The following is a 23,274-nucleotide window of genomic DNA, read 5'->3' as shown; positions in this document are numbered from 1 at the left end:
TCCTAGTAAAATAAGGGTATATATGGCGAAAGACTTCTTATGATTCATAGGTAAACCTATTTCTCACTGGTGGGCCGGTGCAAAAGGATTTGGTTTTTTTATTACCCGTCATACTAGTACTCACAATATTTTCTATATGCGGGTTTGGGGAGGCAGACAAAGCCTTAGTGAGCGACAACTCCGCATCCGATATCCTGTCCAGCGACCTTCTTCAGATCTTACATAAGGCCTCCTGTCCGCCTGGTCAGTCGCCTGATGACATCATAGACAACATGGAGAAGAACGGGCAGATACGGAGAAATGAGACCGGTACCTGGTCAGTTCATATCCTTTTGGAACTTGAGAAGAATCAGACAAGTGAAAATATCCTCCCTTTGCTTTCTCATCCGGCAGAGGACACATCCTATCATCTTGTCACGGGATGGGCAACATCTGAAAACCTGACTCTTCTTTCTGGTATGAGCGGGATTAAAAGTATCATGCCAGTAATTCCTCCGGCCAGTTCAGGGTCATTCGAGAATATACTGGATGAACCAGCATCAGTTTTTGTTCCTGAAAATTCATGGAAGAAAAAACTCTCCACTGACCTTTTGCAGCTTCTTGATGATACCTACCTCTCTCCCGGACAGTCACGGGCAGATATGATGGCGCTCATGGAAAAGACCGGTGAAGTGAGGATTCGGGATGCTGATATTGAGGTCCGTATATCGGCGAAGACTAGCCCTTCCTTTTCACCCTCCTCATTTTTGGATTATTTCTCTTCTCCGGTTGCGGATTCGGTATATGGCCGTATCGGGGGATGGATACGGGCAGATAATATCACCCGTCTGGCCATGCAGGATGGTATACTCTCCCTTGTTGTTCAGATACCCCCCCGGACATCCAAAATAACGACCGAGGGCGATTATCTGCTTAAGACACGGGAATTTCGTAATATTTCAGGATTGTCCGGGGAAGGTGTCAAAGTCGGCGTCATATCAGACGGGGTTGATGGTCTTGAAGATCTGAAGGCTCTTGGAGAACTCCCGGATGTGGAGGTTATATCTGATACTGTTGGCGGTGACGAAGGACTTGCCATGCTGCAGATCATCCATGATATTGCTCCGAATGCAACACTCGTCTTTCATGACCGGGGATCAAGCCAGATAGAATTTGTCCGTGCCCTGGACCAGCTGATTATCCATGGTTGTAACATTATTTGCGATGATATCACCTATGTGGAACCATTTTTCGAGGACGGGTATATCAGTCAGAATATAATCGACCGTGTTCTTTCGTATAATGTTCTCTATATTACTGCAGCTGGTAACTTTGCAAAGGAGCATTACCAGGCTCCATTTCACGGGTACGAGGATCAGGGATATCTGTGGCAGGATTTTCAGGGATCAACCGGACGAGACATGAAATTTACCGTTCCATCAGGTCTTGCCGGGCATGTAATCCTGCAATGGGACGATCGGTTTGGCACATCGGCGAACAATTATGATCTCTTCCTGTATGATGACTCGGGGCGGGAGATTGCAAGAAGTGTAAATATTCAGGATGGAGATGACGATCCCATGGAGTGGGTCAGGTTTGTAAATTCTGCTGACCGACCACGGGAGTTTACCGTGAAGGTTGTCCAGGCAGCTGCAGAGGATGCCCTGCTCGAGATCTATGTCCTTCCCTTATCAGGCAGATCAGTTGAATTAGATCCGTACACTCCTGAAGATTCTGTTTTTGGTCAGCAGGCAGTAAAACAGGCTCTGGTGGTGGGGGCTGCGGCACCTGGCGGGAAAAATCTCACCGTTCAGGAGTATTCTTCCCGGGGGCCGGCACTTATCAGGTACCCTGTCTATGAGCTTCGAAAAAAGCCGGATCTGGTTGCGCCGGATCATATCACGGTTCTGACCGGTTCAATGCAACATGCAGTCTTTACCGGGACCAGTGCAGCCGCCCCTCATATTGCAGGGCTTGCAGCTCTTGTTATGAGTGGGTCTTTGGGTATGAAAGAGAGTGAAGTCAGGAAGATAATTCTGAATGCGACCGGTACATCTACTGATGCTTGGGATCCCGTATATGGGAGGGGGATACCGGTTGCAACAAACCTGTCACTTCCAGAGAACACATCAGGGAATATCTTGTACCCGGTGATGAATGGGTGTAATTTTGAGCCACGGATGTATGATGCAGCAGAAAAACTGCTCCTCTATCCTGGATGGAATATGGTATCAATTCCCTATCCACTTACGAGGGGGAATGAAACCGCACAGATCTTCAACCCGGTTCAGACTGCCTGCCATTCTATCTGGCGCTATAATCCGGCAGGAGGGTTCTGGAGTGTGGTTCGCCCAAATGATACTCTCCTTCAGATGGATGTGGTCTGGGTATATTCTGAACAGGAGGCTGGTATCAACCTGCATTTTGATACAACCGGGACCAACCAGACGGTGAAGCAACTGTATCCGGGGTGGAACCCGGTCGGGGTCCCAGGACGGGAGAGTATCACTGCACGGGATCTGCTCTCCCCGCTTACCGATGCATGGACTACGGTTTTGGTCTTTGATCCCAGGACCCAGGAATTCAGGCCTTCCATTATAAATGGTGGTTCAGGAACCTATTCTCCATCACGGTTATTATATCCGTCAGAAGGTTGGTGGATCTATATGAACCGGCCTGGAATTTTGTTCCCTGGCTGCTGACAAATCAGAGGGTTTTTGTCTCCCTGATACAGATGTTGAAGTACTCGGGCAGTATACATGGTGGGGCTTAACTTGGGTTGCCTGAATGAGAGCGGATGCTTTATAAAACCAGTGATGATGGGGTTCATTGGTATTCTCTTATTCTGTGGGCTCTTCATTCAGGTTTCCGGCGCTGATAGCGATGAAGTGCGTCTTATCGTGTATGCAGCTCCTAATGAGACTGGTGGCTATGAACCTGTTCCACCTGATGTCCCGCTTCCTGAAAATGTTACCTATTCTCTCCGGTCTCCCCTGCTTGGTTTTGTCGCAGTCGATACAGATCCAAATGAGACCGAATATGTCACAAATGAACTGTTAAACCTGCCGTGGGTTCATGAGATTGAGCAGGATGCACAGCGCAAGTCGGGATCTGTCACCAAAGATGACCAGATTATCAATAGTTCTCCTGACCAGTGGGCTCTTGTCAGAACCGGGGTTGATACGGTCAGACGGTCGGGTCTTAATACATCGGTCCTCAAAGTTGCAGTCATTAGTACCGGGGTAGATCTCTCTCATCCGGATGTCGGTCCCATTGACCAGGGCTATGACTGGGCAGGGCAGGACAGCAGACCTGAAGATGCGGATGGGTACGGGACTGCTCTCTGTGGAGTTATCTCCCTGATCGCAGGGAATGTATCACAGAATTCGACCAACTCTTCACTTGTTTTAATCCCTGAACGAATCGGGGTAACCGGAAATGATATGTCCGCATCCCGTTCTGCTCTAGCTATTGCTCATGCAACCGATGCCGGTGCTGATATCATCCTGATGGGATATGGCGGGACTGAACCTTCACGAGCCGAGGATCGGGCCATAGCTTATGCAAAGGACCATGGGGTTCTTCTCATTGCACCGGCTGGTGATGAGGATTCCAACGCCATGCATTATCCTTCTGATCATTTTGATGTACTATCAGTCGGATCCGTTGCGAAAACGGACGGTTTATCATACTTTTCCAATTACGGGATATATAACGAGCTTGTCGCACCAGGTGAGGACATTATCACTCCATGTCTGAACACGTCCTATTGCCGGGGCACAGGAACAGGATTTGCAGCTGCAGAGGTTGCAGGGGTTGCAGCTCTCATAAAGAACGGGTATCCGGGGCTGACGTCTGCAGAAATCCGCTCTCTGCTTCAGTCATCAGCAACTGACCTGGGCAGAACCGGGAGGGATATTTACTATGGATACGGGCTTTTGAATGCTCCGGCTGCGATGAAGGCCGCTGAGGATCTGACGTTGCAAAAGACCCTCATCGCATTTAATTCAGGCACCGGTTCCCGTGAGATGAGACGGACTCTTGGTTCAGGAAATACAACCCTGCATGAGCTGCAGCTGGTACCTGGCTGGAACTTTGTCTCAATCCCTGCCCCGCTCCGATCCCAGAAGACCTGTCGTGATCTCTTCTCAAAGGTCAATACCGATGGTCATACCATATGGACTTACAAAGGAATTGGTGGATGGATTGCTCAAAACCCTGAGATCTCTCCGGCACCTCTGGACGGACTTCTGGTTTACTCTGATGCACCGGTATCTGTGCCCCTTGTTCTTAATATGAACTCAAACAGTACAAAACCTGTGGAAAAGGGATGGAATCTTGCCGGATCACCTTTTCTGAAAGAGATCCCGGCCCGTGACATTCTTTCCCCGAATGAATCATCATGGGTGAGCATTCTTCCCTTTAATGTATCCACGCAGCAGTATGATCCGGCTATTATTAGTGGAGCAGAGGGCAGGTTCTCAGATACCCGGAATATCTCCCCCTTTACCTCGTTCTGGATCTTCATGGATACAAACGGAACGTTTATACGGTCATCAGAGGTATAAAATATTTGATCTGCAGGAGAATAGAGCACAATGGTCCAGCTCGGTGAACGGTTTTTATATGCCTTTGAAATAACCGGAGTATGCATCATCGGTCTGATATTTGTTGGTATGGCCATGACGTCAGAATCTGCTGATATGGACTGGAAACTGGTGATTGCTGCAGTTCTGTGTTTTTGTATCGCCCTCTTCTTTGGGGTGATGTATATTACGAACACAAAGGAACGAGAGAAAAGAAAGTTCAGAATGTGAAATGTGATCAGAATCTAAAAAAAAGATTAGATGATGATTGCAGCAGATGTCTTATCTTTTTCTTCGTCGAAATCGACAACAACTGCTTCAGTTGACAGGAGCATTCCTGCAATAGATGCTGCATTCTGAAGACCGGATCTGACAACCTTTGTCGGGTCAAGAACTCCTGCCTGGAGAAGGTCTTCATAGGTGTCAGTCTTTGCATTGTATCCGTAGGTCTCGCTTGCATTGCTCTTGATCATAGCGATGACTTCGGCTCCCTCGCGACCTGCATTATCTGCAATCTGGCGGAGTGGTTCTTCAAGTGCACGCTTTACAATGTTGACACCGATCATCTGTTCAGGGTCAGCCTTCATGGATTCAAGTGCCTTGATTGCACGGAAGAGGGTTACTCCACCACCGGCGACATACCCTTCCTCGACTGCTGCCTTGGTTGCATTGAGTGCGTCATCGATACGCATCTTCTTCTCCTTGACTTCAGTCTCGGTTGCTGCGCCTGCCTTAATGACGGCGACCCCACCGGAGAGTTTTGCAAGACGGTTCTGAAGAGTGGTCTTGTCGTATTTCTTCTCGGTGATATTAAGCTGGGACTCTATCAGTTTCTTACGGGTGTCGATGTCTGATTTCTTCCCCTTACCGCCTACGATGGTGGTCTTGTCCTGGTCAACCTTGACGGTCCGTGCCTGTCCAAGCATGTCAAGGGTGACATCCTCGATTGCAAGGTTGCGTTCCTCGCTGATGACGGTTCCGCCGGTGAGGATTGCAATGTCCTGGAGAACTTCCTTTCTGACATCTCCAAATTCAGGTGCCTTTACTGCACAGACCTTGATGGCGCCACGGATGATGTTCAGGATGAGGGCAGTCTGGGCTTCTCCGTCGACATCGTCTGCGATGATGAGCAGTGGCTTTCCGCTCTGGGCGATCATCTCAAGAACCGGGATTAAAGTTTTCAGACTTGAGATCTTCCGGTCGGTGATGAGTATGTATGGTTCTTCAAACTCAACAACCCGGCGTTCCTGATCGGTGACCATGTAGGGTGATATGTACCCACGGTCAAACTGCATACCTTCGACATGCTCAAGGGTGGTCTCAAGGGTCTTGGAGTTCTCAACGGTGATGACACCATTGTATCCGACCCTGTCCATGGCCTCAGAGATCAGGTTTCCGATCTCTTCGTCATTGTTTGCAGAGATGATTGCGATGCGGTTAATAGTCTCCTTGTCCTTGACTTCGATACTCTTTGCCTTAATGGAGGCGACTGCAGCATCGACTGCCTTCAGGATACCCTTCTTGATCTCGATTGGGTTTGCACCGGCGGTGATATTCTTGATACCCTCGGTGATCATGGCCTGAGCAAGCACTGTTGCGGTGGTGGTTCCGTCTCCGGTGGTGTCCTGGGTCTTGGAAGCAACTTCCTTGATGAGTTTTGCACCAACATTCTCGAACTTGTCTTTGAGTTCGATCTCTTTTGCGATGGTTACTCCGTCGTTTGTGACGACCGGGCCACCTGCCTTGTCAAGGACAACATTTCTTCCCTTTGGTCCCAGGGTGATTTTTACGGTATTGGCAACTTTATTAACGCCTTCAAGGAGTGCATGACGGGCGTTTTCATTGAACATGAGTTGTTTTGCTGACATGAATGACACCTAGTTCAGTTTTGCAACGACATTCTTGAACTCGACGATAACATAGTCTTCTTTGTCAAATTCAATCTCTTCCTGGCTGTATCCACCATAAAGAATAATGTCTCCTGGCTTGATGGGGAGTTCTTTTCCGTCTTCGAATGTTCCGACGGCGATTACTTCTCCCTGTTTCTTCTTTTCCTTGGCAGAGTCAGGGATGTAAATGCCTCCCTTGGTCTTCTCTTCCTGCTTATAAGGTTTAATCAGGACACGTGGTCCGATTGGTGTAATTGCCATACGCTAACTCCTTTGAAATGCAATATGCACATAATTGTTGATTAAAAATTCTATATATATTTTTCTAATTCCTTCAAGATCATTTCGATAATATTGATATGATATCAACAATAACCTGATTGTATCTCATCCATGCATCAGCGGCTTATCCTCCAAAACCTCCCCCGTCCACATAAAAAAGACCTGATTGAAGAGACCTACTGGTTATGCGACACCCTGGGTCTGTCATCCGGTCGGGATATCGATAACCTGTCAACGCAGATTATTCTGAAAATACTGGAGAATTTATCTGGTAATGACGGGATATCCTCAGAGGATCTCGGATCTCTGCTGGAGATATCGCAGGGAAGAGTAAATCATCATTTAAGAAATCTGTCACGTTCAGGGATGATCTACCGGGACCGTCGTCTTATCCATCTGCGGGGTAGGAGCCTTCGTGATTCAATACGGGAGATTCGCCGGGATGCAAACCGGATATTTGACGAACTGGAATCGGTAGCAGATGAAATTGACGGAATTATAGGAATCAGCGGGAAATCTGAAGAGAAGTCGCTTGTAATCAGAATGAAATCCGGAATTATGGTACAAAAATAAATCCTGCTACAATTTTTTATTTTTTATTCACCATCTGAAGCAGGTTGTCTCTCATATTTTTTGTATGTGTTCCTTCCCAGTACTGCCGGTTACAGACTGGACAATATACAAGTGGAATATCTTCTGGAATTGGTGTATTGGGTTTTTCGGGAGATGTTCCCTCCTGTAACAGCGCATTACATCGTGAACACCTTGTCAGTCTTATCTCCGGATGAATAAGGCCTGCCTGGACAAGTTGTCTGATCTGTGCAGCAAGATCTGATGAAACAAGCCTGATAGCATTTCCTTCTCCCCGTCGTGCAAGTTCTGCATCCTGTGTCAGAATAATCCTCTTCTCCTCCCCTGCGATCTTTAGGATATCAGTATCTTCACGGGGATTTCCTGGTGGTAGATCATTTGCGCTTCTGCAGTCATATCCCATAAAACGGAGGTATTTACATAATGATCCTGCCATCCGATCACAGAAAAAGGAGTATTCCTGGTCGCCAGTCATATGTATGTGATGATGCCGGTCTCTTTTCCACAATGGGCGCATTTGCCATGATGCAGATGAATTGGTCCGACTGTATATCCTGACCGCCCAATCAGGAGGTTATTGCAATGGGGGCACCATGTCTGTTCATATTCATGTCCGGGGACATTCCCAAGATAGGGATACCGGAGTCCTTTCTCCTTGGCGAGGTGGAAAGCACGTTCGAGGGTTCTGATAGGGGTTGCTGGTGTTTCCTGCATTTGGAAATCAGGATGAAACCTGGTAAAGTGAACGGGAGTGTCTTGCCCAAGATTGTCAATCACCCATGAGATTAGTCGGCCGGTCTCTTCCGGTGAATCGTTCAGGCCAGGGATCATAAGATGGACTACCTCTATGTGAAGCCCAAGTTCTTTTGCACGTATGGCTGTGTCAAGAACGGGTTGTAGACGCGCCCTGCAGACCTTATGGTAGAACTCCTCGGTAAAGGCCTTGATATCTACCCGCCAGGCATCAAGGTCAGGGGCAAGATCTGTCAGAGCATCTTCGGTCATGTATCCATTCGTCACGTATACGGTTTTCAGACCCTGCTGGTGGGCAAGTCTGGCCATATCCTGGGTATACTCAAACCAGATGGTCGGCTCATTATATGTCCATGATATCGATGATGATCCTGATGCAATCGCCCTTTTTACTCCCTCTTCAGGAGAGAGAGTCTTTTGCCGGATGCTGTCAAAACTGGCGTGTGAGATATGCCAGTTCTGGCAATGGCTGCAGGAGAAGTTACACCCGACTCCGCCCAGGGAATATGAGAGTGTTCCGGGGAGAAAATGGTATAGTGGTTTTTTCTCGATGGGATCAACGGCTTCAGATGAAACCCTGCCATAGGTCTCTGCGATTAGCTGGCCACGTATGGATCTCCTGACACCGCATATACCAGTTTTTGTATCAGCAATCCTGCAATGATGATTACACAGATTGCAATGCATGATACCCGCATCATCACGGGAATAGTGTCGCGCTTCCATGATTACCCTGTTTTGTATGAGAAAGATGGTGGCTGGTTTATAAATGATGTAATTGTGCTGAATAACCTATATGCTTTCGATCAGGTAACGTATGAGGTTGAATGCCTACTATCGTGCTCTCACTGGGCGGGTCTATTCTTCTTCCTGATATAGATCGTCCGAATATCAAACCCTATATCTCTGTTTTGACCAGAATTTCTGCGAAAAATCGTCTTTTTGTTGTTGTTGGCGGGGGTGGAACTGCCCGTCAGTATATCTCTCTGGCACGATCCTTCGAGGCGGATGAAGCGTTTTCAGATGAACTTGGAATCATGGTTACCAGGCTTAATGCGACATTGCTCGTCGGCGCACTCGGGCAGGCTGCCTACCCCTGTGTCGTTACCAGTCATACCGAAGCACTCTGCGCTGCTGAAACCGGGAAGATTGTTGTGATGGGGGGTATCACACCCGGGCAGACTACAGATGCGGTGGCTGCAGTGCTCGCAGAGCGGACTGGCGCAGATATTTTCATAAATCTGACTGCGGTTGATGGGATTTATTCAGCTGATCCACGCAAAGATCCTGCAGCAAAACGCTTTGAGACGATGAATCCTGCAGAACTCTTAGATGTTGTCATCGGTCAGCAGGCTGTGGCAGGAGTCAATACGGTCATGGATATTGTGGCCGTGAAGATGGTTGAGCGGTGCGGTATACCCCTCCTGGTGATGGACGGACGTGATCCTGCTCTTCTGGAATCAACCCTTGAAACGGGCAGATTTGTCGGAACGCTCGTTACCAGGAATGGAAAAAATCCATTTCCACTCAAAAAATAAAAAGGAAGGGTATAAATGGTACCGGGTTCAACATATGTCCCGCACGGGGTAATAGGGTAGCCTGGTCCATCCTAGAGCGTTTGGGACGCTTTGACCGCAGTTCAAATCTGCGTTACCCCATCTTCTTTTATGACTGATTTAGACCCTAATACGATTCTTTCACGTCTGCGGTCACGATACGATCTCTTAAACAGCAGGGATGAATTTCTGCATTTCAAAAATCCGTATGAAACTCTGATTGCTACCATTCTTTCCGCACAGACTACTGATCGGTGCGTAAACATGGTCACCAGGGAACTTTTTATGAAATATCCGGATGTAGCTGCCCTTTCAGAGGCGCCCGTTCAGGATGTGGAGAAGCTAATCCACCCGACCGGATTTTTCCGCACCAAGGCAAGGAATATCATTGCGGCATCGCAGATGGTCATGAAAGAATTTGATGGCCGGGTGCCTGATGAGATGGATGATCTGGTACGGTTACCAGGAGTAGGGAGGAAGACTGCAAATATCGTTCTTGATCATGCATTTTCCAAAACGGTGGGAATCGCTGTTGATACCCATGTAAGAAGGGTGTCCATGCGCCTTGGACTTACCGACGAGAGCGACCCGGATCGGATAGAAATGGATCTGGTACGGGTTTTCCCAAAGGAATTCTGGGCAGAGATTAATGGGCTCTTCATCCTGCATGGGCGACGAGTCTGTACTGCACGACATCCGGCCTGTGATAATTGTAATCTGGCTGACCTGTGCAGGTATGCATCATCAAATAAGATGTGATCTCTTGGGATGAGTAATCCCTGTATCATTCATCCTTTATTTTCACTATTTTCCAGATCTTCGGAGATTATTTTGTCAGAAAAAAACGTAAAAACTGATGGACCGAGCGGGAATTGAACCCGCGGCCTCTACCATGCCAAGGTAGCGATCTCCCACTGATCTACCGGCCCGCCTTATTAGGTTGATACTTATCACATATATACTCATCCATCTCTCTCGAAAAGATGGATTTCGTACTCGTTCCCTCTGTTATTCTTCCTGAAAGAATTTTGATTCCTGACAACCAATAGATTGACCTCATACATGCTTGGTATTATTGGTGGAACTTCATTACTGGACTATCAGGGCTCAGAATTTACAAAATTTGAACAACATACACCTTATGGCACAAGTGAATTATTTAAAGGTGAAGGATTTTTTCTTCTTCTCAGACATCAGAACCGATGTGCTCCCCATATTATTCCATATCGTTCCCATATCGCTGCGCTCAAACTTGCCGGCGCAGATCGCATCATAGCGCTTGGATCAACCGGTTCATTACAGGAAGATATCCCTCCGGGATCCCGTGTTATTCCTGATGATTTTATCTGCCTGACTCCGGTTCCGACCATTATGAATCACACAATCGACCATGTTAATCCTGAATTTGATGCTGATCTTCGGACACTTCTGATGAAACTCTCTCCTGAGGCAATCCAGAGAGGAACCTATATTCAAACCCGTGGACCCAGGCTGGAGAGTAAAGCTGAGATCTCATGGATGAAGAGGTTCGCAGACATTGTTGGAATGACCATCGGAAGTGAACTGACCGTTGCCGCGGAACTGGGACTTCCTTTTGCAGCTATTTGCACTGTAGACAATTATGCCAATGGAGTGTGCGATGCTCAAATCACCTATGAATCCATCATCAGAACTGTCAGGGAAAACCAGGAGAAAGCGCTTGATCTCCTCGGACGGATTATAAATTCGGTTAGATAATGCTTTACATCCCGTGTATCTGGATACCCCTTCGGGAGCAGATGGTTTTAATCATTTAGCAGAGTATCTTATGTTGTTCATCGTACCTTCAGGTGATTTGATCTGGCTGTCATCACAATCCTGACTATTGGAGATCCAAAGCAGTTTTCCTTTATAACCCAGTTATTTACAGAGAACGGGGCGAAGATATCCATTAGCGCAGCCTCTGATGTGAAGGACACCATCAATAAATTACAGACTGCTCATTATGATGTCGTCATTGGGGATTTTGATCTTGGAAAAGAAAATGGGCTGGATTTCATCGCGAAGGTAAAAAAACAAATTCAATACAGTCCGGTTACCATCTTCACCGGAAATCAGGCGCCGGCAGTGGTAAAAGAAGCGGTCAAAGCAGGAATTGATTATTTTTTTCTGCAGAATGATGAAACCGAACTGGAAACTCTCCGGCTGAATACATTTATCAGACAGATCGTCAGACAGAAACAAGGGGAAGAGGCGCTTCATTATGCAGACACCAATTTCAGGACCATTGTAGAAGCAACTGACGATTCCATCTACATGGTGGACCGCCATTTCAGGTATCTATTCATCAACAGTCCTCATCAGAAACGACTTGGTATTTATGGCGAAAATTATGAGTCAAAGATGTACAAGGATCTCCATACTGAAGAGGAGACCCAGCGTTTCGTTCATTCCTTAAACCAGGTTATTACGCATAACAATTATTTTTCTGAAGAGTATGAGAAAGAGGGCAGGTTTTACAATAGAAAGTTTATCCCTGTCCGATACCAGACGTCGCAGCAGACCCTTGCGGTAACGGTTGTCTCAATAGACATCACTGACCGCGTCAGGCTTGAAGATGAGGTGGCCAGGGGGGCATCACTGGTTACAGCAACATTTGAGTCCACGTCTGATGGAATCTTTGTTGTTGACCGGGTTGGGAAGATCATCAATTATAATCAGAAGTTCCTGGACATGTGGTTTGTTCCTGAGTCGGTTATTGGGGAACGGGACGAAGAAGTCCTGTTGGCGTATCTTGAAGACCAGCTTGAGGACCGCGAATCTTTTATTGAAAAGATCAATTACCTCAAGACTCATCCGGAAAAAGAAGCATTTGATGTTCTGGAGTTTCGTGATGGCCGGGTATTTGAACGCAATACACTCCCACAACGTATTGGCGGGACAATCATCGGCCGGGTCTGGACCTTTAAGGATGTAACCGAACAGCGAAAGACGCTTACCACGCTCCAGGTTACTCAGGCCAACTACCGGAGCGTTGTTGAGTCAACCGGTGATTCAATCTTCATGGTTGATCGTGAAGGCTGTTACCTCTTTATGAACTCATATCACCGGAACAAACTTGGGGATATTGCTGATAAGTATCTTGAAAAACGTATGCGGGTCATGCTCCCGCCAGGTGAAGACCAGCGGTTTGACCAGGCACTTCAAAGGGTGATTTCTACAAAGCGTCAGGTTCAGGATGAGTTCCACTGGCTTTCAAAGGATTATATCCGGCGGTTTACTCCGGTAAAGGATGATGAATCTGATGAGATCAGAGCGGTGACCGTAGTCCTCACAGATATTTCCGATTGGAAAGCTGCGGAACAGGAGGTAAAAAATAATGAGGAACGTCTCAAGATCCTCTTTGATTATGCGCCTGAAGCTTATCTATTGACCGATATTAAAGGTACCTTTATCGAATCCAACCGGGCTGCGACAGAACTTACCGGGTATACACCTGATGATTTGAAAGGACGGAATATCTTCACGATGGGTCTGATTGGGTCGATGCATATCACCAAGACAGCTGTTCTCTTTGCGAAAAATGCCCTGGGCCGGCCGACAGGTCCTGATGAGGTTCATATCAGCAGGAAAGACGGGAAGATTCTCTATGCTGAGGTTATGACCTATCCAATCCGGATTAGGACTCAGAGTCTTGTGATGACAATTGCCCGGGACATCACTGACCGCAAAGCCTCTGAAGAAGCATTAAAACAGCGTGAAGAGCAGTACCGACTGTTGGTCAATAATGCAGGTGAAGGTGTTTTTGTTCTTCGTGATACCAGGATTATTTTTGCAAATCCAAAGTCATCTGAAATATTTGGGTATACTTCACAAAACCTTACCCAGTCTACTATTTCAGATATTATCCATCCCGACGATCTGGAAGAATTCTCCACCCTTCTGGAACGTGCCCGTGAAGGAGAGCAGATACATGCCGGTGTATCTCTTCGTGCCTTAACAAATACCGGAGAACTTCGGTGGCTTGAAGTTGGTATGGCAGAGATTGTCTGGCAGAATAACCCGGCTATCCTGCTCCTGTGTATGGATATTACCAAGCAGAAGATAGCTCAGGATGCCCTTGTTCAGAGTAACCGAAAGCTCAACCTGCTCTCATCTATTACCCGTCATGATGTTCTGAACCAAATTACTATTTTACTGGCATACCTTGATCTTCTGAAAAAGAAGAATAAGGATCCTGACCTCGAGCCATTTATCGCAAAACAGGTAGAAGCGACCCAGTCAATTAGAAGCCAGATTGTGTTTACCAAGGAATACCAGGATGTTGGTGTCAAAGAGCCTCAGTGGCAGAATCTGGGATCTACCATTGCCAATGCCCGTGAGTATGGACGGGTGGAGTGTGTGAGCTGGGATGATAATCTCAACTCTATCGAGATATATGCCGACCCGCTTTTGGAAAAGGTCTTCTCAAATCTTATCTCAAATTCCCTGATGCATGGAGAGACTGTCTCTCAGATCAGGTTCTTTACCGAGGAGACTCCTTCGGCCCTTCTTTTAATATATGAAGATAATGGTGTCGGGATTCCTGAAAAGGATAAAAAGAAGATATTCCATCATGGGTTTGGAAAAAACACCGGTTTCGGGTTATTCCTGTCTCGTGAGATCCTCTCAATTACCGGACTTTCTATTACTGAAACCGGGAAAGAAGGAAAAGGTGTCAGGTTTGAGATATCAATACCACGAAACCTGTACCGGTTAGTGTAATTTTTTCAAACAATCTTCCACCTCTTCCATAAATTGATAAATATATGCCCTCCCATGAAAGATATTGTTGTAAACGAGGGCATCATTGAGTGATGTATATCCATGTACTAGGATATTTCGAAAACCTTTCATATGTCTGATTTTTTCACACAGTTCTGTGGAAAGACAATGTTCTGATAATTTTTCCAATATGGACAATTCATCTCCCGCTATACCTGAACATACATATCGATAGAGCATAGCACAAATGTCATTTATTTGTTCAATTATGATCTGTATTTGTCGCTCAGATGATCTTCTGATGATGAGTGATTTTTTATATTCATCGTAATTTTCCGGAAATATTTTGTTTAATTCATCGATATACTGGTCAAGCAAACGGATTGAATTGCGGATTCTTTCTTTATTGGTCACTCTATCATTATCCTGTAAGATGGTTCATAATCGTCCCATTGTCTGTTCGTTTTTAAGATTTTATCAAAAAGAATATCATCATCACGAATAAAGACTGGTATTCCTTCCCTGATAACTTGTATTTTTATATAAAGAGGGAGAAGAGAGAATAACGTAATATCCAGGGGAACCGTACCCATTGCTGCATAAGATCCTGAATAATGGAGTAATCTATCAAAGAAAGCAGATTGCTCATCATTATATGAAATGATACATATATCAATGTCTCTGAAATCACTTCTGTTTACTGAACTTCCATAGTGATACACTGCAAGAATGTCATTATCTTCTTTTACTTCTCTGATGAAACCCGGATATAACGGATGATTCATGAGGGAATAACCCGAGTAAATAGAAAGTGACATTTCTTCAATGTCTGTTTTTTAAGTAATAAAAGGCTTACACAAAAAATTATTCGTCAGAAGAACCGTTTTCATCCGGTCCCTCGTCGATTATTTCTGCCTGGGGTATATCATCACTGATATCTTTTTGCTCTTCCGGAGAGAGTGAGGTGACACCAACCACCCGGTCACCTGCCGCAAGTCTCATTATCCTGACACCCTGGGTTGAACGACCCTGTATCGTGATCTTTTCAACGCTGGTTCTGATGACAATTCCTTCAGCACTCATGAGGATGATCTCTTCTTCAGGCCCTGCGGAGAATGCCGTGACAATACCATCATTTCGTTTGAGTTTGATGTTTCTGACACCCATCGTCCCACGGCCATGACCACGGTACTCATCAAAGTTCGTCCGTTTTCCATACCCTGAAGAGGTGATGGTGAGGAGATGCTTCCCTTCTTCGATGACGGTCATACTGGTTACGATATCATCATCTTTCATTCGCATTCCGATTACACCAAGAGCATTGCGGTGTCGAAGAGGTATTTGTTCCTCATGGAACCGAAGACTCTGACCATATTTTGTCGTGATGATGATCTCCTGGCTACCATCACTGACCATGACATGTACCAGGTTATCACCCTCACGCAGGGAAATAGCGTTTACTCCGGTAGATCTCGGGCGTGAAAACTCATCCTGTGGGATCTTAATGATCATACCTCGTTCGGTCAGGAAGAGGAAGAACCGATCAGATGAGAACTCCTGGACCGGGATGACTGCGGTTACCCGTTCCTCACTCCGAAGGTCAAGAAGATTTACAATTGCCTTCCCTTTACTCTGCCTGGAGCCTTCCGGTATATCAAAGACTCTGAGCCAGTATGCCCGTCCAGTTGAGGTGAAACAGAGGAGATGGTCATGGGTATTTGCAACAAAGACCTGTTCTACATAATCTCCATCTTTAATGGAGATTCCCATAACACCTCTGCCTCCCCTGCCCTGAACCCGGTAGGCATCCACATCCATGTGCTTGACATAATTCTGGTGAGTCAGACAGACAAGAACCTGCTTGTTAGGGATAAGATCTTCCCTGACAATCTCCTGTAGATCACCGGTGATCTGGGTTCTTCTCTTGTCGGCGTATTTTTCCCGAAGTTCCTGAAGTTCCCGGGAAATTTCAGCCCTGATATTATCCTCGGATGAGAGAAGTTCGATAAGCTTTCTGATTTCAGCTTCCAGTTGTTCCCGTTCATCGATAAGTTTCTGCTTTTCAAGAGCTGCAAGCCGGCGAAGCTGCATCTGAAGGATTGCACCGGCCTGTGCTTCATCAAGGGAGAATTTGGCAATAAGTGCTTCCTTTGCCTCATCTGCAGTCTGTGCTGCTCGGATAGTCGTGATTACTGCGTCGATATTGTCGATTGCATGGAGCAGACCCCGGAGGATATGAACCCGTTCTTCAGCTTTTCGCTTGTCAAACTCGCTCCTTCTCGTAATAACCGTTATTCGATGACGGACAAACTGCTCAATCAGAGGGATAAGTCCAAGGATCTTTGGCTGACGATCAACGATTGCGTAGTTAATAATCCCAAAGGTGCTTTCAAGAGCAGTGTGCTTATAGAGGTGATTCAGGATCAGCTGAGGTCGTGCATCTTTCCGAAGATCGATGACAATCCTCATGCCGTCCTTGTCAGATTCATCCCTGAGATCCGAAATCCCTTCAATCCTCTTCTCTTTGACTAACTCTGCGATATGCTCGATAAGTTTGGCTTTATTAACCTGGTACGGGATCTCGGTGATGATGATCTGGTTGCGTTTTCCTGATTCATCTATCTCTGCAACCCCCCTGACGGTCAGTTTCCCCTGTCCGGAGAGGTATGCATTCTGAATCCCGTCGGTCCCCATGATGATACCTCCGGTCGGGAAATCAGGACCGGGCATAATCTGCATGAGTTCATAGACCGTCGTATCCGGGTGTTCCAGGTAGTGACAGACGGCATCACATACTTCTCCCAGGTTGTGGGGTGGCATTTTGGTTGCGATACCAACAGCAATACCGTCAGATCCGTTAATGAGAAGGTTGGGCAGTTTTGCCGGAAGGACAGATGGTTCCTGCAGGGATTCATCAAAGTTCGGGACAAACTCGACGGTCTCTTTTTCAAGATCGGTGAGAAGTTCTTCTGCTTCCCGTTTCAGTCTGACCTCAGTATAACGCATTGCTGCAGGGGCGTCACCGTCAACAGAACCGAAGTTCCCCTGACCGTCGACCAGCATCATCCGGTACGAGAAGGGCTGGGCCATCTTGACGATGGTATCATAGATGGATGCATCACCATGCGGGTGATACTTACCCATGACATCTCCGACTACACGGGCGGATTTTTTATATGGCTTGTCATGGGTGTTTCCCATCTCCCACATGGCAAAGAGTGACCGCCGGTGCACTGGTTTTAATCCATCCCTGACATCAGGAATTGCACGCCCGATGATGACAGACATTGCATAATCGATATAGGAGGATTTCATCTCCTCTTCGATATTGACAGGATTGACCTTCGGGACAAAGAGTGGCTGCTGGGATTCTTCAGATGTCAAGGTTCGTCACCTCTTTTGCATGCCGTTTGATAAAATCCCGACGGGCGGTTACATCATCACCCATCAGCTTTTCAAAGATCTCATTTGCGTATGCTGCATCCTCGATGACTACCCGTTTGAGCACTCTTGTCTCCGGGTCCATGGTTGTTGCCCAGAGCTGGGATGCATTCATCTCTCCAAGACCTTTGTACCGCTGAACGTTCACGCCTTTTTCACCCATCTCCTGTAAAATCTCTTTCATCTCCTCTTCGGTGTAGGCGTACTTCTCCTGTTTTCCCTTCGCAATCCGGTAGAGAGGAGGCTGGGCCAGGTAGATATATCCTGCTTCAATGAGTGGCTGCAGATATCTGAAGAAGAATGTCATGAGAAGAGTGCTGATATGGGCACCGTCCACATCCGCATCGGTCATGATGATGATGTGGTGATACCGTGCTTTTTCGATATCGAATGACTCGCCCACGCCGGTCCCGATTGCTGAAATGAGTGCCTGAATTTCATTATTTTTCAATATCTTATGGACCGTTGCCTTTTCAACGTTCAGGATCTTACCACGAAGGGGAAGAATCGCCTGGAACCGTCTGTCCCGCCCCTGTTTGGCACTGCCACCTGCAGAGTCTCCTTCCACGATGTATATCTCACTCTTTTCTGCAGAGCGTTCTGAGCAGTCGGCAAGTTTTCCTGGAAGTCCTGATGATTCAAGTGTGCTCTTTCTTCTGGCAAGTTCTTTTGCTTTACGTGCTGCTTCCCTGGCCTGATATGCCAATACAGCCTTGTCAACAATAGCGGCGAGTTCTTTTGGATGCTCTTCGAAGTATTCACAAAGTGATGCATAGACCAGTGAATCAACAATTCCTTTGACTTCACTGTTCCCCAGTTTCATCTTGGTCTGGCCTTCAAACTGGGGATTTGCCATCCTGACTGATATAATGGCAGTAAGACCCTCTCTGACATCATCACCCTTGAGGGAGAGGTTCTGGTCCTTGATCGCCTTGTTTTCCTTTCCCATTTTATTGATGGCCTTGGTAAGGGCAGATCGGAAACCCTCAAGGTGTGTCCCGCCTTCCTTGGTATTGACACTGTTTACGTAGGTGTATACTTTTTCTGAATATGCGGCTGCATACTGGAATGCGATGTCAACCTCAACCCTGGCTTCTTCATCTTTTCGGCTAAAAGAGATGACCGATTCATGGATTGGCTGAGCTTCGTGATTGAGATATCTGACATATTCTGATATCCCGCCCTCATAAGAGAAGACTTCGCTGCATTCCTCCAAATCCTCACACCGCTCGTCAGCAATGCTGATGGTGATCCCGGAATTCAGAAATGCGAGTTCACGCAATCGGTGAGCAAGAATATCATAGTCAAACTCAATCGTTTCAAAGATCTTCGAATCCGGTTTGAACCTGATCATTGTTCCGGAGATCTTGGAAAGATATCTATTCAGAAATTCTTCTTTTGTTTCCGGGCAGTTGTCGGGAAGGCTCCCGTACCGCTTTATATACCGATCCTTGATCTCTTCAAAGTCTTCTTCTTTTTTCTCAAGGTCTGTCTGTGGCTGACCTCGTGAAAAGAACATCCGGTACTCATACCCGTCTTTCCAGACCGTAGCAGTCAGTTCAACAGAGAGTGCATTGACAACTGAGACACCTACCCCGTGCAGACCCCCTGACACCTGGTAGGTATTTTTATCAAACTTTCCACCTGCATGAAGGACCGTGAGAACTGTTTCAAGAGCAGTTTTGTTATCATTGTCCTTCATCGGGTCAATTGGGATACCACGCCCGTTGTCCTCCACACTGACGCTCCCATCCTGGTGGATGACAACCTGGATATGGGTACAGTATCCTGCAAGGGCTTCGTCAATGGAATTGTCAACCACCTCATAAACAAGATGGTGAAGACCACGGCTATCGGTAGACCCGATATACATGGCCGGCCGTTCCCTGACCGGTTCAAGGCCCCGTAGAATTTTGATATTCTCAGAATTGTATGTATTGGACAGACAAAAACCTCCCAAAAAATATGTGATGCGAAAATGTGTCCAATACTATTGGTGTTTGTACAACTAAAACATGGTGATTCAGCTGCAAAAATATGCATGGATCAATCAGGCTGATTCAGTCTTACTCCCTGCTTCGCGCACTGATTTCATGTAAAATAACCCTACAACTGTGAATGTAATCACCGGCGAGACAAATTCAGGGATGTGAAATCCGAAACTGTCAATGAGCATGATAATCCCCAGACAAAGGATTGAATACATTGCTCCGTTCTTCAAAAACCGGTATTTTTTTATCCTGTCAATATTGCCGACGGTTATCTGTCTGACAGCAATGGCACCAAGGGCGTTTCCAATCAGAATGAGCGGGACTGACATAGTAAAAGCAAATGCCCCAAGAACTCCATCAATAGAGAATGTCGCATCAATGACTTCCAGGTACAGGATTTTACTTATGTCAGACATATCCCCGTTGATAAGTTTCTGCTCCTGCAGTTCTGCATTCTGGCGGAAACCATGAACAATAAAAAAGGCCGTGGATCCGACAACTGCTCCAAACGCCATCATGGCATTTTTTTCAATTGCAAACCAGACAATTGCCATGAGCAGGATGGATACTACTGCATAGAACCAGACCCCCTTGGAAAAGAAGTACCGTTCTCCAGGAAGCCCGAAGTGTTTCTCTTCAAGGAAGAGCCAGTGAAAAAAGAGAAAGATAAGAAATGTTCCCCCACCAATGAGCAGAATAGGGGAAGAGGTTTCTATGGCCTCTTTTATATCAGGATTGTCACTGAACATGGCAGTGAAAGCCTCCCATAAAGTCAGTTCAGGTGTTGAAAACCAGACAAGGAGGAGAGGAAGCAGTCCGCGGACCAGAAATACGGCGAATAGGATTCCCCATAGCAGAAACCATCTCCGGTATTTTGGTTGCATGGAGCCGAGCACTTCTGCATTGATGATAGCGTTATCAATACTACAGATTATCTCGAACATGCACAGACCTATTATGGTCAGGATGATTGTGAAGAGTTCCACAAAAGAAGGTATGAGACGAAAAGGATATGAATACCATCTATTCTGTTATCTTTACATGGCAGAAGATTGATAATTATAGCACGTATATTATCAGGATTAAAAGGGAGAGCACGATGGTACCTTCTGGTCACCAGTTCACTATATATATTCAGTCCTCCTATCCGATGATATGAAGAATCAGGTCCTCCTCATTCTTGTATTTATATTGACCATAGGTATTCTGTCATCAGGTTGTATAAATCAGGACTTAGGTTCGCTCTCTGATAGTGGTCCTGTTCCGGTATCGACCGCCGGAGAGCCGGTGGTAACAATGACACAGATCCCTTCTTCTGCAGAGCCTGTTCAGAAACGGGTGATGACTCCTGATACACCCGGTTCCGGGCAGCTAAGAGTTTTTATTGAGGACACCTTTCCAGAACTAACGAAAGCTTATATGGCAATCAGGACTGCTGATCGTGCTCTTGATGCAGCTGGTATTCAGGAAAAGGCGCTGGCTCTTGAGACGGCTATTAATGACCTGACAGATGAGTATTCCCTTGACCGGTCACTTCCTGAAAAAAATGTCTTCCCTGGTCTCACATCAAAAGAGGAAGTTATTTTTAACAAATACCTGGGTTTTATCAGATCTCTTGGATCCTATGCATCAAGTCTGAAACAGGCTGTGTACTGGAAGAATGCAGGGACTGATGCGGCATCTCTTGGAAATTACCGTCGATACCAGGATCTTGCAGATAATTATGGGAAGAAAGTGATTACCGATATAAAAACACTTGATGGCTATTGTTCGGAATGGGGATTTCCATACCTTGATAAAAAATATGTCAGGGAATATTCTTTTAGTTCCTGATTTTCAGACCTGATTCACTTTTTCATCAGGGATGGTCAGAGTTCCTGCTGTCCCGTCTACCTCTACGATTGTGCCGGATGGAAGGCTGGTAAGGGGAGTTTTAATCCGGTCGATCATGGGTATCTTTCCCATTATGGCGCCGACAACGATGATGGTCTCTGCTTCCTGGTTGATGATCGCCGCTGGAGCATGTCCATTGCGCGAGAGGGCATAGAGAATATAACTCCCGACTGTTGATCCTTTCCCATATTCAAAGGCCAGAACCGACCCCGTGATGTCTTTTCCTTCAAGCGGGTGACCGGGTTCTAATACAATTCCAGTCTCCGGATCTACGCCGGAGAGAAATGAGATTGGATCAGGACCAATGAGCAAGGGCCCTTTTCCAATACCACGCGATATTCCGCGTCCCTGTATTATCATGCACACTCACGTATAAGTAGAACGACTGGATAATTATGTACTATGGAACAGCCTCTTGCACGTATCTCCTGTGAAAATGAGATTCACTATCAGATCCGGATCCAGGAGCTGGAGGCCCAGAATCTTGAGTTGTCTATCAGATCAGAGGAATTAATCAAGGAAAATTCTGTACTGAAAAGAGAGAATTCACAACTCAAACGAATGCCCCTCTTTGTTGCGCTGGTAGTGGATGTTTTTGAAAATGGCGAGGTTTATCTTCGTCAGATGGGGAACAACCAGGAGTATGTAACTGTACTCGCTGATGAACTGCGCCCCCACATCTATCCGGGATGTAAAGTCGCTGTAAACAATGCTCTTTCAGTGGTGAAGGTGCTTGAAGAGACCTATGACTCAAGGGTCAGGGTAATGGAGCTTGATGAATCCCCCGAGGTGACCTTTGAGTATGTCGGAGGTCTTAGTGGTGAGATAGAAGAGATCAGGGAAGCGGTTGAATATCCGCTGACAATGCCTGAAGTTTTTGAGCGGATTGGTGTCGAACCCCCCAAAGGAATTCTTCTCCATGGGCCTCCGGGGACTGGAAAAACCCTTCTTGCAAAAGCAGTCGCTCATAATGCAAAAGCCACTTTTATCCGGATGAGTGGCAGTGAGCTGGTTCATAAATACATTGGTGAAGGTGCCCAGATGGTCCGCGAACTCTTTTCACTGGCACGTGACCGGGCCCCGTCTATTGTGTTTATCGATGAGATTGATGCAATCGGAACAACACGGACCAATGACGGGACAAGCGGGAGTGCTGAGGTGCAGCGTACCCTGATGCAACTGCTGGCAGAGATGGATGGGTTTGATAACCGGGGGGATGTCAGGATTATGGCAGCAACCAACCGGGTTGATATGCTTGATGCGGCACTTCTTCGTCCTGGTCGTTTTGATCGGATCATTGAGATACCGGTACCTGATATCATCGCCCGTGAGGAGATATTAAAGATCCATACCCGAAAGATGAATCTTTCCCCTGATGTAAATCTTGCTGAAATATCTGTTCTGACCGAGGGGCTCACCGGTGCACAGATTCAGGCAGTCTGCAGGGAAGCAGGTATGTTTGCCGTTCGGAAGAGTGCATTTGAAGTAACGAACCAGGATCTGCTTGATGCCATAAACAAGGTTACCGGCGAAGAGCATGATTCTGAAGAGCGGATGTTCCGCTAATATC

At 46.5% G+C, this 23,274-nt stretch carries 20 protein-coding genes and 2 tRNA genes; 11 read left to right on the top strand and 11 right to left on the bottom strand.

The genetic code is table 11. From position 1 onward, the window contains the following. Positions 1-167: 167 nt before the first annotated feature. The 3 genes from MHUN_RS05540 to MHUN_RS05530 all read left to right on the top strand — a co-directional run bounded on the left by MHUN_RS05540 (position 168) and on the right by MHUN_RS05530 (position 4,796). Entirely contained in the window at positions 168-2,681 is a 2,514-nt protein-coding gene (locus MHUN_RS05540) for a S8 family peptidase (protein ID WP_143709373.1), read from the top strand. 72 nt (positions 2,682-2,753) lie between these two features. Beyond that, positions 2,754-4,547 carry a S8 family peptidase gene (locus MHUN_RS05535; protein ID WP_158498169.1) on the top strand — a complete coding sequence of 598 codons (1,794 nt, stop codon included), beginning with the start codon at positions 2,754-2,756 and terminating at the stop codon, positions 4,545-4,547. A gap of 30 nt (positions 4,548-4,577) precedes the next feature. Next, positions 4,578-4,796: a hypothetical protein gene (locus MHUN_RS05530; protein WP_011448086.1), complete on the top strand. Its 219-nt coding sequence runs from the start codon at positions 4,578-4,580 to the stop codon at positions 4,794-4,796. A gap of 26 nt (positions 4,797-4,822) precedes the next feature. Here the strand turns inward: MHUN_RS05530 and groL are convergent, their stop codons facing one another. Both groL and groES read right to left on the bottom strand, forming a co-directional pair. After that, positions 4,823-6,433, bottom strand: coding sequence for a chaperonin GroEL (gene groL, locus MHUN_RS05525; protein ID WP_011448085.1), 1,611 nt, complete (start codon positions 6,431-6,433; stop codon positions 4,823-4,825). Between the two features lie 9 nt (positions 6,434-6,442). After that, positions 6,443-6,715 (bottom strand): co-chaperone GroES, encoded by a 273-nt coding sequence (gene groES, locus MHUN_RS05520; protein ID WP_011448084.1) that lies wholly within the window; start codon positions 6,713-6,715, stop codon positions 6,443-6,445. 132 nt (positions 6,716-6,847) lie between these two features. On the opposite strand from groES, the gene MHUN_RS05515 reads away from it, so the two are divergent. Next, positions 6,848-7,309 carry a winged helix-turn-helix transcriptional regulator gene (locus tag MHUN_RS05515; RefSeq protein WP_011448083.1) on the top strand — a complete coding sequence of 154 codons (462 nt, stop codon included), beginning with the start codon at positions 6,848-6,850 and terminating at the stop codon, positions 7,307-7,309. A gap of 16 nt (positions 7,310-7,325) precedes the next feature. Here the strand turns inward: MHUN_RS05515 and MHUN_RS05510 are convergent, their stop codons facing one another. Then, positions 7,326-7,802 carry a Mut7-C RNAse domain-containing protein gene (locus MHUN_RS05510; protein ID WP_052288819.1) on the bottom strand — a complete coding sequence of 159 codons (477 nt, stop codon included), beginning with the start codon at positions 7,800-7,802 and terminating at the stop codon, positions 7,326-7,328. Beyond that, the gene (gene amrS / locus MHUN_RS05505) at positions 7,799-8,806 is read right to left on the bottom strand and encodes an AmmeMemoRadiSam system radical SAM enzyme (RefSeq protein WP_011448081.1); all 1,008 of its coding nucleotides are present in this window, start codon (positions 8,804-8,806) and stop codon (positions 7,799-7,801) included. Before amrS ends, MHUN_RS05510 begins: the two co-directional genes overlap by 4 nt. A 101-nt stretch (positions 8,807-8,907) precedes the next feature. Here amrS and pyrH point away from each other — a divergent pair, with 101 nt between their 5' ends. From pyrH to nth, 3 genes are all read left to right on the top strand, one after another. Further along, positions 8,908-9,618: a UMP kinase gene (gene pyrH / locus MHUN_RS05500; protein ID WP_011448080.1), complete on the top strand. Its 711-nt coding sequence runs from the start codon at positions 8,908-8,910 to the stop codon at positions 9,616-9,618. Positions 9,619-9,663: 45 nt separating this feature from the next. Beyond that, positions 9,664-9,738: transfer RNA gene (locus MHUN_RS05495), tRNA-Pro, on the top strand. Between the two features lie 9 nt (positions 9,739-9,747). Further along, entirely contained in the window at positions 9,748-10,395 is a 648-nt protein-coding gene (gene nth / locus MHUN_RS05490; RefSeq protein WP_011448079.1) for an endonuclease III, read from the top strand. Positions 10,396-10,493: 98 nt separating this feature from the next. Here the strand turns inward: nth and MHUN_RS05485 are convergent. Then, a tRNA-Ala gene (locus MHUN_RS05485) sits at positions 10,494-10,565 on the bottom strand. Between the two features lie 133 nt (positions 10,566-10,698). Here MHUN_RS05485 and MHUN_RS05480 point away from each other — a divergent pair. Beyond that, entirely contained in the window at positions 10,699-11,373 is a 675-nt protein-coding gene (locus MHUN_RS05480; RefSeq protein WP_011448078.1) for an MTAP family purine nucleoside phosphorylase, read from the top strand. A gap of 102 nt (positions 11,374-11,475) precedes the next feature. Next, positions 11,476-14,379, top strand: a complete 2,904-nt coding sequence (locus MHUN_RS17270) for a PAS domain S-box protein (protein WP_338040855.1) — start codon at positions 11,476-11,478, stop codon at positions 14,377-14,379. Here the strand turns inward: MHUN_RS17270 and MHUN_RS05470 are convergent. From MHUN_RS05470 to MHUN_RS05450, 5 genes are all read right to left on the bottom strand, one after another. Further along, entirely contained in the window at positions 14,371-14,757 is a 387-nt protein-coding gene (locus MHUN_RS05470; protein ID WP_158498168.1) for a type VII toxin-antitoxin system HepT family RNase toxin, read from the bottom strand. The genes MHUN_RS17270 and MHUN_RS05470 overlap by 9 nt on opposite strands. 32 nt (positions 14,758-14,789) lie before the next feature. Further along, positions 14,790-15,164 (bottom strand): hypothetical protein, encoded by a 375-nt coding sequence (locus MHUN_RS05465; protein WP_143709371.1) that lies wholly within the window; start codon positions 15,162-15,164, stop codon positions 14,790-14,792. A gap of 79 nt (positions 15,165-15,243) precedes the next feature. Next, positions 15,244-17,763: a DNA gyrase subunit A gene (gene gyrA, locus MHUN_RS05460; protein WP_011448074.1), complete on the bottom strand. Its 2,520-nt coding sequence runs from the start codon at positions 17,761-17,763 to the stop codon at positions 15,244-15,246. After that, positions 17,753-19,765: a DNA topoisomerase subunit B gene (locus MHUN_RS05455; protein ID WP_048067810.1), complete on the bottom strand. Its 2,013-nt coding sequence runs from the start codon at positions 19,763-19,765 to the stop codon at positions 17,753-17,755. Before MHUN_RS05455 ends, gyrA begins: the two co-directional genes overlap by 11 nt. 105 nt (positions 19,766-19,870) lie before the next feature. Then, positions 19,871-20,797, bottom strand: coding sequence for a DUF475 domain-containing protein (locus tag MHUN_RS05450; RefSeq protein ID WP_048067310.1), 927 nt, complete (start codon positions 20,795-20,797; stop codon positions 19,871-19,873). A 169-nt stretch (positions 20,798-20,966) separates the two neighbouring features. On the opposite strand from MHUN_RS05450, the gene MHUN_RS05445 reads away from it, so the two are divergent. Continuing rightward, the gene (locus tag MHUN_RS05445) at positions 20,967-21,644 is read left to right on the top strand and encodes a hypothetical protein (RefSeq protein WP_011448071.1); all 678 of its coding nucleotides are present in this window, start codon (positions 20,967-20,969) and stop codon (positions 21,642-21,644) included. Positions 21,645-21,647: 3 nt separating this feature from the next. On the opposite strand, the gene MHUN_RS05440 is transcribed toward MHUN_RS05445, so the two are convergent. Continuing rightward, positions 21,648-22,064: an aconitase X swivel domain-containing protein gene (locus MHUN_RS05440; protein ID WP_011448070.1), complete on the bottom strand. Its 417-nt coding sequence runs from the start codon at positions 22,062-22,064 to the stop codon at positions 21,648-21,650. Positions 22,065-22,106: 42 nt separating this feature from the next. Here MHUN_RS05440 and MHUN_RS05435 point away from each other — a divergent pair, with 42 nt between their 5' ends. Continuing rightward, positions 22,107-23,270, top strand: coding sequence for a proteasome-activating nucleotidase (locus MHUN_RS05435; protein ID WP_011448069.1), 1,164 nt, complete (start codon positions 22,107-22,109; stop codon positions 23,268-23,270). Positions 23,271-23,274 lie beyond the last annotated feature (4 nt).

The sequence above is a fragment of the Methanospirillum hungatei JF-1 genome (assembly GCF_000013445.1).
Classification (GTDB): Archaea; Halobacteriota; Methanomicrobia; order Methanomicrobiales; family Methanospirillaceae; genus Methanospirillum; species Methanospirillum hungatei.
Note: the sequence above shows the minus strand (reverse complement) of the source record. Positions and strands in the feature narration are given on the sequence as shown.